The following is a 13,293-nucleotide window of genomic DNA, read 5'->3' on the forward strand; positions in this document are numbered from 1 at the left end:
ATGGATATTCGAGAATTAATACCGAACACTTTGATGGCATACTTGGGGATGGAAGTAGTGGAGGCGTCGAAGGAGCGGATCGTTATGACGATGCCCGTGGATGCGCGTACGCACCAGCCCATGGGACTTTTGCACGGTGGTGCGAGCGTGGCGCTTGCCGAATCGGCTGCCAGCCTTGGTGGCGCGCTAAATGTGTGCGACGATGGGAAAGTAGTGGTTGGAATGGAGATTAATGCTAACCATATCCGTCCACTACGCGAAGGTGTGGTCAAGGCCATTGCGGAGCCCATCCATCGTGGATCGTCGACGCAGGTGTGGCAGATCCGGATTGTGGACGAGCGCGATCGCCTGGTGTGCATTTCCCGTTGCACCCTTGCCGTCATTCAAAATCGCGGCCGGATGCAGAAGGCGTGGCCTACAGAAGTGTGAGAGATCACTGGGCACACTGGCTGTTCATTGTGCCAGATGCTAAATGGCATAGATTGAAGCTAGAGTTTGAACTTTCTAGTATTGAGTCAATACAGTGGACACCCAAAACCGAGGATATATAAAGTTTCCTGGCGCTGTCCCGTCCGTGCTTGACATGGAGCCTCTGCGGGCATGATGGCGCGTCGTTACCAGCCGAGCGGACGCTCGCCGAAGGAGAAAGCCAGGCTATCATGCCCGCCTCTTCATATCAAGCACTCGCTTCGTCCGTCGAGTCGCCGCTTGCGCTGGCACCTGTCAACCGGTTCTCGAAGTATAGGTATTCGACTTCGTCGGGCGTCCGATAGCCAATAGCAGCGTGGATCCGTTGTCGGTTGTACCAGATTTCGATGTACTCGAAAATCCGTCGGATCGCTTCGGCTCTTGTCTTAAACGGAAGTTCACTCGAGGCCGACGCCAGAATCCCAGTCCCGGCAAGGAGTTTACGCCTTTTTGGGATGAATGATTCTGGCTACTTCAGTTTGACCCCCAAAGCGTCGAGGATTTTTCGCTGCTGCTCGTTTGGTTCGGTCAGCTGCTGGAAGACCTGTCCTGCGAACTCAACGGTGTTTTGCTGAATCGAATGCAGCCGTTCCATCACAAGCTTGAAGCTCCCGTACTCGTTCTCGTCCTCCTCCCGAAGCGGGCGCAACTTTTTCGAGAACTCTGAAAAAGTCATTGTTCATTGGGCGATTTCACGGTATTCTTATATGTGTATAACACATCGGATTGGTGGTGATCCCTTTGTCTAAAAGAAGCATCCTCGTCCTACATCGAAATCGTCAACAGCAACACTTGCTCGCTCATCTCGATGGAGCGATCGCTGGCTCACTTGTCGAAACCTACCGCACTTGTGGCAAACCCAATTGCATCTGCCATTCCGGGCAAAAACACGGGCCGTACTACCTGCTGACGTGGTCGGAGAATGGCCGGACGCGTACCTGCCACGTCCCCGCCGAGAAAGTGGATGCCGTACGCACTGGGGTTGAGCGTTTTCGCGCCGCGCGAGAGGCGCTACAGAAACTGGGCGAGTACAATCGCCGTCTGATGCTGGAGGACTGTGGTGTTAAGTCAAGTTTGTGGACACCCCAAAACCGAGAATGTTGTTCAATGTGCACGGATCGGCGTCGATATTGGCGGTCAGGGCTTGACATGGAGCCTCTGCGGGCATGACTTCGCGTTTTGTGCAGCCGAGCGACGCTCGCCCTCGTAAAGCCTGCCAGGCTATCATGCCCGCTTCTCCACATCAAGCCCTTCGGTATGAGCGGTTATCTCGTCCTCAACCCGTATTCGCAAAATAACACCGCTCCCATTCGTCCGGGGTATGGTATCCGATGGATGCGTGGATTCGCTTTCGGTTGTACCAGACTTCGATGTACTCAAAAATCCGCTGGATGGCCTCCGCACGCGTTTTGAATCGCTCCAGATAGATGAGTTCCCGCTTGAGAACGCTGTGAAAGGATTCCATGCAGGCATTGTCATAACAGTTTCCCTTTCGACTCATGCTTGGCACCATACCATACGCTCGTAGGCGATCTTGATACTCGTGCGACGCGTATTGGCTACCGCGATCCGAATGATGGAGCGTGACACATCCTTCTCTGCGCCGTCCTCGTCGATAGGCCTGATCAAGTGCGTCCAAGCAAAGTTCTTTCGTCATGCGTGCATCCGCACGCCATCCGACGATCTTTCGAGTATACAAGTCCTCCACGCTCGCCAGATACACCCACCCCTCGTCGGTCGGGATGTACGTGATATCGGCCATGTACACCTGACCGGGGTGCTCCGTCACAAAGCGTTGGTCGAGCACGTTCTTGTGCACAGGATACGTGTGTTGTGACGCCGTGGTGGCCTTGTGCTTGCGCACCGTCCGGCTTCGGAGGCCGTGCTCTTTCATCCAACGCGCCACGGTCTTTTGAGCAATGCGTTCTCCTTCTCGACGAAGAAGTGCCGTAATCTTCGGACTGCCGTACAAGCGCCTGGACTCCACAAACAACTCGTGAATCCGTCGAATCAAGCGCTTGCGTCGCTTCGCACGTTGGCTTTCCGGGCGTTTGCACCAGGCGTAATACCCGCTCCGAGAAACCCGTAGGAGTTGGCACATCTTCTGAACCGAAAGCTCGGAGCGGTGTGCATGGATCCAAGCGAAGGCTACTTCCGGTCGTGCGTGAAGATGCGCACAGCTTTTTTTAGGATCTCGTTCTCCTCGCGCAAACGTCGGTTTTCCCGCTCCAAATCGCGTTGGGCTTGTGCATCCGGGCGCAGGTGTCCACTTCCAACAAAGGGGTGATCGGGATCCTCACGATACTTGGCGATCCACCCATACAAGCTCTTCGGGGAAATCCCGAGATCACGAGCCACTTCGCTCGCCGGTCTGTCACTCTCGAGCGCCAACTCTACTGCGTGCAGTTTTAAATTCTTTGTCGTACTTCTGTGTCACAAGGGCTCACCTCGAATTCAACTTATTTTTACATTCTCGATTCGCCCTGTCCACAGTTTGATCCTAACATCACCTTTCAACTTCGCCTCGAAGTATTGGCGCTCGACGTCATCGGGCGTCCGATACCCAACTGCACCGTGGATCCGTTGTCGGTTGTACCAGATTTCGATGTACTCGAAGATCCGTCGGATGGCCTCAGCTCGCGTCCGGAATCTCTCTAGGTACACGAGTTCTCGCTTGAGCACGCTGTGGAATGATTCCATACAAGCATTGTCATAACAATTCCCTTTCCGACTCATGCTTGCCGTCATCCCATAGGCTCTGAGCCGGTTCTGATACTCATGCGACGCGTACTGGCTTCCACGATCCGAATGGTGCAGGACAACGCCGTCGCGTTGCTGCCTGTGTTTGTGTGCTTGCTCCAACGCGCGGATGCAGAGCTCTTTGGACATCCTCGCACCTGCGTTCCAACCCACAATCTTACGGCTGTACAGATCTTCAACGCTGGCAAGATACACCCAGCCTTCATCTGTCGGAATGTACGTGATATCTGCCATATAGACCTGTCCTGGCCGTTCTGCCACAAAGCGTTGATTGAGGACGTTCTCATGCACGGGATGACGATGCTTCGAATCGGTTGTCGCTTTGTACTTGCGTACGGTACGACTCCGAAGCCCGTGCTCTCGCATGAGACGCGCTACCGTCTTTTGTGCGATGCGTTCCCCGTCCCGACGTAGGAGCGCTGTGATCTTTGGACTCCCATACAATCGACGAGATTGCAGGAACAGCTCATGAATGCGACGAATCCGTCGCTTCCTGCGCTTGGCCCGAAGACTTTCGGGCCGTCCGCGCGGTAGTGTCTCGTCAAGTGGTGGAATTTCACCGTGCGTGTCTCATGTGTGACATGGTCGGCTTTGACCCTTGGGAACCTTATCGACCGCCTTCACGCTTCGTCAAGGGACGCTTCGCTCGCCCCTCGGGCGCCCTTGACGGAGCGCTCGCCGGTCGATTCTAAGTCGTTAGGGCCAAAGCCTCGATGTGCGTGGGTTAGCACCACCTCGCCTCATGTGTCTATTTTTGTAACAGGGCTGCCGCTGCGAGCTGGGGCTTGTTCGGTTTGAGCTTGGCCATCGACTCCAAGCTGAAGTACCGCCGTGCCACGAGCCACTCTTCGTGTTGCTCCTGCAAAATCGCGCCTGCCAGTCGCAACACCGCGTCCCGGTTGGGGAAGATGCCCACGACGTCCATCCGCCTCCGCATCTCCCGATTCAGGCGCTCCAGCGGATTGGTCGAGCAGATGTAAGCGTCAACCGAACCATACCTTGCGCATCGCATTCACGAAGACGCCCTGCCGTCAATCGGGCAGGGCTTTTGTAATTTTCAATTTCTCACTCGAATCCCATCAGGGAGCCCTTCTGACCAAGGCAACAATGCCTCGAACGCCGCTTCATCCTTGAGGTCCATGTTCGGCATCCGTTCAAAGAGATACGTCAAATACGCGGTCGGATTCAGTCCATTCTCCTTCGCTGTCTCCACGATGCTGTATGTCACAGCACTGGCCCGTGCTCCTCGCGGCGTATTGGCAAAAAGCCAGTTCTTCCGTCCGATCACAAACGGCTTCAATGACCGCTCGCATCGGTTGTTGTCGATCTCCAAATGCCCGTCTTCGACGTACCGAATCAGCTTGGGCCACTGCTTCAGGCCATAATTCACCGCCCGTCCTAACGCGCTCTTCGGCAACATCTGCTGTTCCTGCTTTTCAAGCCATGCCAAAAACGCGTCCAGGATGGGCTTACTTTTGGCCATCCGCACACGTTGTCGCTCTTCGGCGCTTGCGTTCTTCAGCTTCTTCTCCACCGCATACAGCGCGTTGCAATACGACAATCCTTCTTCGGCAGCCGTCTTGCCCTTTCGCTCCTTGGGAGGCACTGCCTTTAGGGCTTCGTCAAACTTTCGCCGCGCATGTGCCCAACATCCTACAAGGGTGACATCCGGCAAGCCCTCATAGCCCGCGTATCCATCCACGTGCAGATACCCTTGAAACCCTGCCAAGAACCGTCGCGGATGCTCCGCGCTCCGCGTTTCCTGGTAGTCGTACAGGACCATAGGCGGTCCGTCCATACCGCTCCGGTACACCCACATGTACGACTGGGTCTGCGCCGCGCGCCCGGCTTCATGCAACACTTGCAGAGTCGTTTCGTCCGCATGCAGATAGCGCTGAGCCAGGAGCACTTGGCGAAGTTTCGCATAGAGCGGCTCTAACCACGTCTCCGCCGCGTGCACCACCCAATTCGCCAGCGTTTGGCGGGACAGCGGATACCCGTGCCGCGCAAACTGTTGCTCTTGCCGGTACAATGGCATCCCGTCGACGAACTTCTTCGTCATCACGTATGCCACCGCTTCTGGCGTCGCGAGACTCTTCGCCTGCACCGGCCTCGGCATCGGCGCGCGCACCACAGGGGTCTCCACGTCCTGCGCTTCACAGTGCCGGCAGGCGTACACGTACCGCACGTACTCGACTTTTTTCATCTGCGCCGGGATGATTTTCACGCGTCGCGTGATCTCACGGCTCATCTCGTGAAGCTCACCCGCACATTTCGAGCAGACTCGCTCGTCATCTGACAGTCGGTATTCGACGACCTCGTCTGCTTCGCCCTGATACAGCCAGGCGTCACGCTCCCGTGCCGCACGAGGCTTCCGGCGCTCATACGTGATGGTCTCCGTCTCCACGCCTTCCGACGTCACTTCTGCATCGGCTTCCCCGGTCTCTTCCGAAGGTTGGGCGTCCGCCTCGACTTCGGCTTCGTTGAACAACGGGAGCTGGACGCTGTCCGACTCAGCCGGGGTCTTGCGCCGCTTTTCACTGGAAGCCCCAAACAGACGATGACGGAGCAGATGGATCTGCTCCTCCAGGTAGGCCACCTGTTGGCGCAATTGCTCCTTTTCTCGCTGAAGGGCTTCGTATTCTTGTTCGGTCATGAGGATGGTGCCGTTCTCCTGCGTCATGCCCTAAGCATTCGACGGCCTAGATCCGATTCCTGCTGAGGTGGCCTACTTAAATCGCAGAACGGACATGCACAGCTCGATGCGCTTTCGGCTGCTCGAGCGGCAGGCCATCCAGGAGCCAGTTCAGCTCTCGCCGTGTGATCACCATGGTCTTGGCATCTCCTGTCTCTGGCCAATCGAATCGACCGCGCTCTAAGCGCCGATAGTACAGCCAAAAGCCGTTGTGCGACCAGTGCAAGATTTTGAGCTTGTCCCGTTGCCGATTGCAGAAGACAAACAGGCATGGCGAAAACGGATCGAGTTGAAACGACGCCTGAACGAGTGCGGCGAGTCCGTCAATGGATTTGCGCATGTCTGTGGCGCCACAGGCGAGATACACGCGGTGATCCGAAGTCCAGTCGAAGGCTAGCAAACATGCATCACGAGCCGAATGAGCTCAGCAAGTGTCGACGCGTCATAGCCGGGACGGACGTCAATCTCGACCGAACCAATGCGCAGGGTCAGGGGCGAACGGCCTGCGTCCGAAGGTGAAGAGGTTGTCACGACCGACACGAACGTCGTGTCATGCGTGCCAGGTGCGGTTTCGTTTCGTAGTCGGCGAAGCCAGTACCAGAACTGATGGGGTTTCAGACCGTGCTCAGCGCAAAACTGACTGGCGGACTGGCCGCTGTCGTAGAAGGCAGCGATACGTTCACGCCAAAGCTCACGACGCTCCTGGTGAGACATGTGCTCTCGCATACAAGAACCCTCCCGTGGCTTGATGATGACATTTTTCAAGCGACGAGAGGATGAAAGCCATGTGGGTCTCAGTTTACGCTTACGGACATCCGTCCCATGTATCACCGGAAGGACGAGCGCATTCGGTCGCATGTGCTGCTTTGCTGGCTGGCCTTGTTGTTGGTGCGCATCGCGGAGGTCCAAACTGGGCGGACATGGTCAGACATCCGCTCTCACATGCAAGCGATGCACCGGGTGACGAAGAGCACGCTGGAAGGGATTGTCGTGCAGCGGACAGAGACGACAGAGGCGCAGCGGGAGATCCTGCGAGCCTTGAGGATCAAGGAACCACCGAGGATCCTGAAGGTAGAACCTCGAGCAAGAGGGCTGTAGACACTACGCGAGTTATCCACAGGTCCCACGAACCCGCGTCGGCCATGGGTTCGTGGGACTTTGTATGACTACCAAGTGTCGAAGTCGGGCCTCGGAAAGACACCTTTGTGTGCCCAGGACGGAAGGAGACGAGCGGAAAAACGCCTTTCAAAGGCGGGTTTCTGTACTACTTTTCGCAAACCGATTGCCAAAACTGCCCATTGAAAACCGCGTGTCTGGGAAAGAAGGAAACCCGGAAGCGAGTGTATCTCAGCGACCGGGTTCGGGAGTCACTTCAGAGCCAGCGAAGTTTACGGCGAGCATTGCACGACCGGAAGGCCATCGAACGCACATTTGGCGAGTTGAAACAATGGCATGGCCTGGGACGCGCACGCTACCGCGGCAAGTGGCGTGTAGCCATCCAAGTGTATCTCACGTTTTTGGTTGTGAACGTGAAACGGATCGTCAACCTGATCCAGGGTCGAGCATCGAAACCCGTCCCTGCTTCGTAATGTGCTAAGGATGGTCAACGGAACAAATCGACGGAAATACGAACCAGCCCCACTCATTCAGCCTTCAACCACAGGTATCCGACCACACGGATTTCTGATTGGCTCCCCTGATCCCGCGAAATTCCCCACTTTTTCAGAGCTCTCGATCTTGGGGAATTCTCAACCGATGTTATTGGGGATTTTACAACCGATGTTGACAGCAGCGTCATACTGGCTCAGATCGGGCATGTGCCCGTGAATCTCCACCGGGGTGTGCGATTCCACCAACGGTTCAGGCCGAAACTCGGGGTGTTTCATGGCGTATAGCGTGTGCTCGAGGACAGCCTCCGGGCTGAAGTGCCCCGCCAACGTATCGAGCGCCGCGCCTATCTCGGCCATCTCGTGGCTCTCCAGCAGGCGACGAACGAGGGCGATACGGGCCTTTCTCAGCTCGGCATCCTCCACCCGTATGAAGGCGCGTACCGAAGAAGGCATGTATCTTGCCAGGTCCGAGTACATCACGGACCGAGGTTTCCTCCGGTATCCGTCGAATACGGTGGTCCACTCAATCGTAATGGGCTTGTCCGCATAAGGCCGTGGAAGCTTCCCTAGGAGCCGGTACTCCCCGTCGCTCGACAAGACCTCGATTTCATCCCACTTCACTTTCAGCAGCACCGTCTCCAGCCCTCGGCACTGAGGCAACGGGTAGGTGGCTTTCTCGAACCGCAGTTCCCGGTACTTGTTCAGACGGGCAGCCTCCAGGCGGAACACCTCGAACGGCGTGGCCGGTAACGCGAGCAGTTTTGAACGCTCCTTTTCCCACAGGTCGGCAATACGCTCATGCTTGGCGTAATGCGGGCGTTCCATATCAGCCTCTGACTTACGGGCCAGATGCTCCTCCAGCTCGGTGTCGGTATCGCACACGGGAGGGGGGACGAGCCAATTCCGACGGCTGTATCCCACCTTGTTCTCCACATGCCCCTTCTCATGCCCGCTGTACGGGTTGCAGAACTCCGGCTGGAACCGGTAGTGGGCTGCGAACCGAAGGAACTGGTCGGTGAACGTCCGCCCGCCGTCCTTGTCAATGGAGACGACCGCCGCCGACAGATTGTCGAACCAGATCTTGCTCGGAACACCTCCTATCCGCCCGAAGATTCGTTTCATCGCCTCCAAAAAGCACTCGGTGTTCTCCGCACGCACCGGGAAGGCGAACGCGGCATTGCTAAACGGGAAGGACATCACAAGCACCTTCCGCTCGACCAACTGTCCAGCCTGTCCTACGTAAGCCGTTCCAAAGTCCACCTGTGCCTCGCCACCGGGGTGCTCCAGCCGCTCGTAGGATTCGGCACGCTCGAGCTTGAGTTCCTTGCGCCGCTGGGCCACGTACCGCTCGACGGTTCGACGCCCGCCCTCGAACCCGTGCTCCTCACACAGCCGGTCAAAGATTCGCTTGGCTGTGTACCGTTGCTTGCGGGGCAGCGCCTGCTCCTCCGTCAGCCATGTATCGATGATGTCAAGGTACGGGCCGAGAACGGGATGCCGTTTCCTGCGCCGCCGCAGGGGCTCATTCCAGTCGTCCTTGGTGGCGTATTTCTTGGCAGTACGCCAGTTGATTCCCAGGGACCTGGCAATTTCGGAAATCGAACAGTCCCCATTCTCGTAGAGAAACTTGATATACTGCTGCTGTGGCACTTTCAACATCCTCTCTCATCTCCCCAGGATTCCTAGACAAACCCTAGGGTAGAGTTGGAAGAGTGGTGTTGCAAGTGCCTATTCACTATCCGCAGGCACCGCACCAAGTCTGCACTTTTACGTTGCGGTGTTCTGCACTTTTATTATGCGCTATACAAAGCTGGCCATGGAAGAATGGGTCGACCGTGAAGTGGCTCTCCCTGGGATGACCGAGTTGGACGTGTGGCAGGCATATCGGGCTATGGACTTTCTCCTGGATGTGGCGGAAGACCTGCAGTACGAGGTCTTCCGGCGAGTGAGTGATCTCTTGAACCTGGACGTGGACCTTCTGTTCTTTGACACGACCTCCACGTACTTCGAGACGGAGGACGAGTCTGACGACGGCCTGCGACGCAAGGGGTATTCCAAAGACCATCGGCCCGATTTGCCTCAGGTGGTGATCGGGCTTGCGGTGACGCGGGAGGGCATCCCCGTGCGCTGCTGGACGTGGCCTGGCAACACAGCGGACATGAGCGTGGTCGAGGAGGTCAAACAGGACCTCATCGGTTGGCGGCTTGGTCGCGTGATCACGGTCGTGGATCGAGGTTTCGTCTCAGAGAGCAATTTGCGGATCCTGCAACGCGCCGGGGGTCACTACATCGCTGGGGAGAAGATGACCTCCGGGAAACCAGCGGTGGAAGCGGCGTTGGCGCACCCTGGACGTTTTCGTGAGGTTCGCCCCAACTTGAAAGTGAAGGAGGTCGTGGTGGGAGACGGAGAGGCCCGGGTCCGTTACGTGTTGGCGTTCAATCCCGAGGAAGCCAAACGCGATGCGGCGCGCCGAGAGGCGATGTTGCGCGAGCTTCGGATGGAGTTGGAACGCCTCAAAGAGCTTCAGGGCGAAGCGCACACGAAGGCCCACTGTCGGCTTGCGAGCCATCCAACGTTCAAGCGCTATCTGAAACAGGACCGATGGGGAAACCTGCGGATTGACCCGGAGGCTGTGCGGCAAGCGGCTCATCTGGATGGGAAGTACCTGATCCGCACCTCAGATGACACGCTGTCCGTGGACGATGTGGCGCTGGGATACAAGCAGCTTTTGATGGTGGAGTCAGCGTTTCGTACCCTGAAGACGACGTTGGACATTCGTCCCATGTATCACCGGAAGGACGAGCGGATTCGGTCGCATGTGCTGCTTTGCTGGCTGGCCTTGTTGTTGGTGCGCATCGCGGAGGTCCAAACTGGGCGGACATGGTCAGACATCCGTTCTCACATGCAAGCGATGCACCGGGTGACGAAGAGCACGCTGGAAGGGATTGTCGTGCAGCGGACAGAGACGACAGAGGCGCAGCGGGAGATCCTGCGAGCCTTGAGGATCAAGGAACCACCGAGGATCCTGAGGGTAGAACCTCGAGCAAGAGGGCTGTAGACACTACGCGAGTTATCCACAGGTCCCAGGAACCCGCGTCGGCCATGGGTTCGTGGGACTTTGTATGACTACCAAGTGTCGAAGTCGGGCTGGGCTTGAAGCGAGCTGCTGCCGTCTTGCCGGCATGCGTGGAGTGGGCCGCCGGGCAAGAGGCGACCTATGTCGCATTTCTCCAGCGTTTGCTGGAGGCTGAGCAGGAGGAGCGGCACAGCCGGGCCATGCAGGCTCGGCTGCGCTTGGCGAACTTCCCGTTCCACAAGACACTCGCCGACTTCGACTTCTCGTTCCAGCCATCTGTGGATGAGCGCCAAATCCGAGAGCTCGCAACGCTAACGTTTGTCCAAGAATGCGGAAACGTGATTTTCCTAGGGCCTCCAGGGGTGGGAAAGACGCATTTGGCCGTGGCCCTCGGCATGGAGGCGATTCGCCAGCGGATGAGCGTCTACTTCGTCACCATGCAGAAACTCGTGAGCGATTTACGCCGAGCCTACCAAGAAGGGCGGCTGGACAGGCGGCTCCGAGTCTATACGCAGCCAAAGATTCTGATCTGTGATGAGGTGGGCTACTTGCCTCTTGACGCGCTCGACGCCGCGAACTTTTTCCGGCTGGTCTCAGAGAGGTACGAGCGAGGGTCGTTGCTCATCACGTCCAACACGAGTTTCACGAATTGGGGAACGCTCTTTGGCGACCAGGTCCTGGCTGCCGCCTTACTCGACCGTTTGTTGCATCATGCAACGACCGTGAATATCCGTGGCAACAGTTACCGCATGAAAGACAAGCTGCGAGCTGGCGTTACGCACGGATTCTCGGCAACAAGAGACGAAGCGAACACATGTGTGGGGAACGAATCGCGATGATTTTGGGGAATCGAATCCGCTGTTTTTGAGGAATCGGGCGCGATTTTTTTGGGGAGTTTTAATCCGCTGTTGACAGCATCTTCCCCAACCGGGACGCGGTGTTGCGACTGGCAGGCGCCATTTTGCAGGAGCAACACGAAGAGTGGCTCGTGGCACGGCGGTACTTCAGCTTGGAGTCGATGGCCAAGCTCAAACCGAACAAGCCCCAGCTCGCAGCGGCAGCCCTGTTACAAAAATAGACACATGAGGCGAGGTGGTGCTAACCCACGCACATCGAGGCTTTGGCCCTAACGACTGAGCCTTTGGCAGAATCACGAGGCCTTGTGTAGCAAGGGTTTTTCGAGCACAAAGAAGGACTTCACCCCAGCTTGAGAGAAAGAAAATGGTATGCACCAAACCATTTCAAGGGGGCGAAGTCCAACGTGTACATTCGACAGACATGGCTCTTTTCCTTTGACGAATGGATGGAAATTGACCCTTCGGAGCGGCGTGAACGTTTTTTCTCCGCACTCGATCTCGGCCCGTATACCGCGAAGCTGAGAAGTTCGACACCCCAAGGGACCAAACCCATCTCTCGCGAAGCCATCTTGCGCGCATTTCTCGCAGCACCCCTTGAGGGCATTTCGACCTTCACGCAGCTTCACCGACGTTTGGAGAGCGATTTGCGCTTCCGTTACCAGTGCGGTTTCTCCCTTCACAAACCTGTTCCGTCCGTCTCCACCCTAAGCCGCGTCTTTCAGGCCATCGTGGACAAAGGGGTTGCGGCGACGCTATTTGCCGAGTTGGTGCGTCAATGTCGTGACGAAGGGCTCATCGAGGGCGAACACGTCGCCATCGACAGCACGGCCATCCATGCGTATGAGCGCAAACACCCACGCTCAGGGGTCCAGCCCACAGACCGTGCGAACTGGGGCGCGAAGTTCGACGCCTTCGGCAACAAGTTGGCGTGGTTTGGTTACAAAGTGCATTTGGCTGTGGATGCGAAAAGTGAACTTCCCATGGCGCTCACGGTAACGCCAGCGAACGTCTACGATGGAGAGATGGCCATTCCCTTGATGGAGGAGCTCCATCGCCAAGATTGGCGGATTCGCTTCGTGTTGATGGATGCAGGATACGACCAGACGAAAAACTATGAAGCCGCTCGCGCGTTGGGCGGTCAGGCTATCATCCCGCTGAATCGCCGGAATGAGAAAGAGCCGCCGGAAGGGATGGATTTCGACGGCACGCCCCGCTGCACGATGGGGTACCGAATGACGTATTGGGGCGTCCATAACGCCTGGCTCAAGTTTCGCTGTCCGCACGCGACAGGATATGTCGATTGCCCGCTTGGCATGGCAGCCTGTTCTGCATCGAACTATGGCATGGTCGTGAAGAAGCACATCGATGAGGACGTCCGTCGATACGCGAATCCACATCGCGGCTCTCGCACATGGAAGATGCTCTACGCTGAACGGAGCGCAGTGGAACGCTGCTTCGCGCGGCTGAAAGAGTGGCTGACGCTTGACGGCGTGCATGTACGTGGCATCGAGAAAGTCACCGTACATGCGTACATCCACGCGATTGTGCTCTTGGCATCTGCTCTGGCGATGCATTGGACGAATCGCATCGAGCAAGTGGCTTAACCTGATGATTCGAACGAACACCACCGAAGGGGCGTGATCTATCCACACAACAGAAAAGGATTTTTATGGCATGTGTTATCTTTCACGAGAAGAATGCGTCGTTTTCGCTCGCGCTGCAAAAGGCTCATTCTGCAAAAGGCTCATACAAAAAAATCTCCCATGGTACTGGATTGAGCTGATCATCAAGCACGGGGAGGCCGAATGCCATGTCTGATTGGCTTAC

12 protein-coding genes and 5 pseudogenes are annotated in these 13,293 nt (G+C 56.9%); 8 read left to right on the forward strand and 9 right to left on the reverse strand.

Annotated features, from left to right (window positions below):
* Positions 1–429 carry a hotdog fold thioesterase gene (locus tag TC41_RS04790; protein WP_041695057.1) on the forward strand — a complete coding sequence of 143 codons (429 nt, stop codon included), beginning with the start codon at positions 1–3 and terminating at the stop codon, positions 427–429.
* Positions 430–676: 247 nt separating this feature from the next.
* On the opposite strand, the gene TC41_RS16590 is transcribed toward TC41_RS04790, so the two are convergent.
* Positions 677–925 carry an IS3 family transposase gene (locus TC41_RS16590; protein ID WP_081462311.1) on the reverse strand — a complete coding sequence of 83 codons (249 nt, stop codon included), beginning with the start codon at positions 923–925 and terminating at the stop codon, positions 677–679.
* 12 nt (positions 926–937) lie between these two features.
* The gene (locus tag TC41_RS04795) at positions 938–1,117 is read right to left on the reverse strand and encodes a hypothetical protein (protein ID WP_158306716.1); all 180 of its coding nucleotides are present in this window, start codon (positions 1,115–1,117) and stop codon (positions 938–940) included.
* 83 nt (positions 1,118–1,200) lie between these two features.
* On the opposite strand from TC41_RS04795, the gene TC41_RS17210 reads away from it, so the two are divergent.
* Complete coding sequence (locus tag TC41_RS17210) at positions 1,201–1,638, forward strand: DUF6788 family protein (protein ID WP_374952865.1); 438 nt, start codon at positions 1,201–1,203, stop codon at positions 1,636–1,638.
* 106 nt (positions 1,639–1,744) lie between these two features.
* Here TC41_RS17210 and TC41_RS04800 read toward each other — a convergent pair.
* From TC41_RS04800 to tnpA, 6 genes and pseudogenes are all read right to left on the reverse strand, one after another.
* Positions 1,745–2,874, reverse strand: a protein-coding gene (locus tag TC41_RS04800) for an IS3 family transposase (protein WP_374952866.1) whose coding sequence is annotated in 2 segments (ribosomal slippage) — positions 1,745–2,646 and positions 2,646–2,874 — 1,131 coding nt in all. Because the reading frame shifts where the segments join, the coding sequence is not laid out codon by codon here.
* Between the two features lie 48 nt (positions 2,875–2,922).
* The gene (locus tag TC41_RS04810) at positions 2,923–3,783 is read right to left on the reverse strand and encodes an IS3 family transposase (protein WP_049784329.1); all 861 of its coding nucleotides are present in this window, start codon (positions 3,781–3,783) and stop codon (positions 2,923–2,925) included.
* A 193-nt stretch (positions 3,784–3,976) separates the two neighbouring features.
* Positions 3,977–4,204: pseudogene (locus TC41_RS15665) on the reverse strand (transposase); the annotation flags it as partial.
* A gap of 81 nt (positions 4,205–4,285) precedes the next feature.
* Entirely contained in the window at positions 4,286–5,911 is a 1,626-nt protein-coding gene (tnpC, locus tag TC41_RS04815) for an IS66 family transposase (protein WP_014463251.1), read from the reverse strand.
* A 49-nt stretch (positions 5,912–5,960) separates the two neighbouring features.
* Positions 5,961–6,263 (reverse strand): IS66 family insertion sequence element accessory protein TnpB, encoded by a 303-nt coding sequence (tnpB, locus tag TC41_RS04820; protein WP_049784400.1) that lies wholly within the window; start codon positions 6,261–6,263, stop codon positions 5,961–5,963.
* A gap of 53 nt (positions 6,264–6,316) precedes the next feature.
* Positions 6,317–6,637, reverse strand: coding sequence for an IS66 family insertion sequence element accessory protein TnpA (gene tnpA, locus TC41_RS04825; RefSeq protein ID WP_014463249.1), 321 nt, complete (start codon positions 6,635–6,637; stop codon positions 6,317–6,319).
* 87 nt (positions 6,638–6,724) lie between these two features.
* On the opposite strand from tnpA, the pseudogene TC41_RS04830 reads away from it, so the two are divergent.
* A pseudogene (locus tag TC41_RS04830) lies at positions 6,725–7,021 on the forward strand (IS1634 family transposase); the annotation flags it as partial.
* A gap of 89 nt (positions 7,022–7,110) precedes the next feature.
* Positions 7,111–7,512: pseudogene (locus TC41_RS17215) on the forward strand (transposase); the annotation flags it as partial.
* Positions 7,513–7,671: 159 nt separating this feature from the next.
* Here TC41_RS17215 and istA read toward each other — a convergent pair.
* Complete coding sequence (gene istA, locus TC41_RS04840) at positions 7,672–9,192, reverse strand: IS21 family transposase (RefSeq protein ID WP_014463898.1); 1,521 nt, start codon at positions 9,190–9,192, stop codon at positions 7,672–7,674.
* A gap of 145 nt (positions 9,193–9,337) precedes the next feature.
* Here istA and TC41_RS04845 point away from each other — a divergent pair.
* The 4 genes and pseudogenes from TC41_RS04845 to TC41_RS04855 form a co-directional block, all read left to right on the forward strand.
* Positions 9,338–10,591 (forward strand): annotated as a pseudogene (locus TC41_RS04845) (IS1634 family transposase); the annotation flags it as partial.
* A gap of 89 nt (positions 10,592–10,680) precedes the next feature.
* Positions 10,681–11,448 carry an IS21-like element helper ATPase IstB gene (gene istB / locus TC41_RS04850; RefSeq protein WP_049784331.1) on the forward strand — a complete coding sequence of 256 codons (768 nt, stop codon included), beginning with the start codon at positions 10,681–10,683 and terminating at the stop codon, positions 11,446–11,448.
* Positions 11,449–11,516: 68 nt separating this feature from the next.
* A pseudogene (locus TC41_RS16180) lies at positions 11,517–11,687 on the forward strand (IS256 family transposase); the annotation flags it as partial.
* Between the two features lie 183 nt (positions 11,688–11,870).
* Positions 11,871–13,070, forward strand: a complete 1,200-nt coding sequence (locus TC41_RS04855) for a transposase (protein ID WP_041695058.1) — start codon at positions 11,871–11,873, stop codon at positions 13,068–13,070.
* Positions 13,071–13,293 lie beyond the last annotated feature (223 nt).

Source organism: Alicyclobacillus acidocaldarius subsp. acidocaldarius Tc-4-1, assembly GCF_000219875.1.
In the GTDB taxonomy this organism is placed as follows: Bacteria; Bacillota; Bacilli; order Alicyclobacillales; family Alicyclobacillaceae; genus Alicyclobacillus; species Alicyclobacillus acidocaldarius_A.

What these genes read in the sequence shown, in the direction of transcription:
- TC41_RS04790 (WP_041695057.1), top strand. Translation starts at nt 1, where the DNA reads ATGGATATTCGAGAATTAATACCGAACACTTTGATGGCATACTTGGGG.
- tnpA (WP_014463249.1), bottom strand. Translation starts at nt 6,637, where the DNA reads ATGTCTCACCAGGAGCGTCGTGAGCTTTGGCGTGAACGTATCGCTGCC.
- tnpC (WP_014463251.1), bottom strand. Translation starts at nt 5,911, where the DNA reads ATGACGCAGGAGAACGGCACCATCCTCATGACCGAACAAGAATACGAA.
- tnpB (WP_049784400.1), bottom strand. Translation starts at nt 6,263, where the DNA reads ATGCGCAAATCCATTGACGGACTCGCCGCACTCGTTCAGGCGTCGTTT.
- istA (WP_014463898.1), bottom strand. Translation starts at nt 9,192, where the DNA reads ATGTTGAAAGTGCCACAGCAGCAGTATATCAAGTTTCTCTACGAGAAT.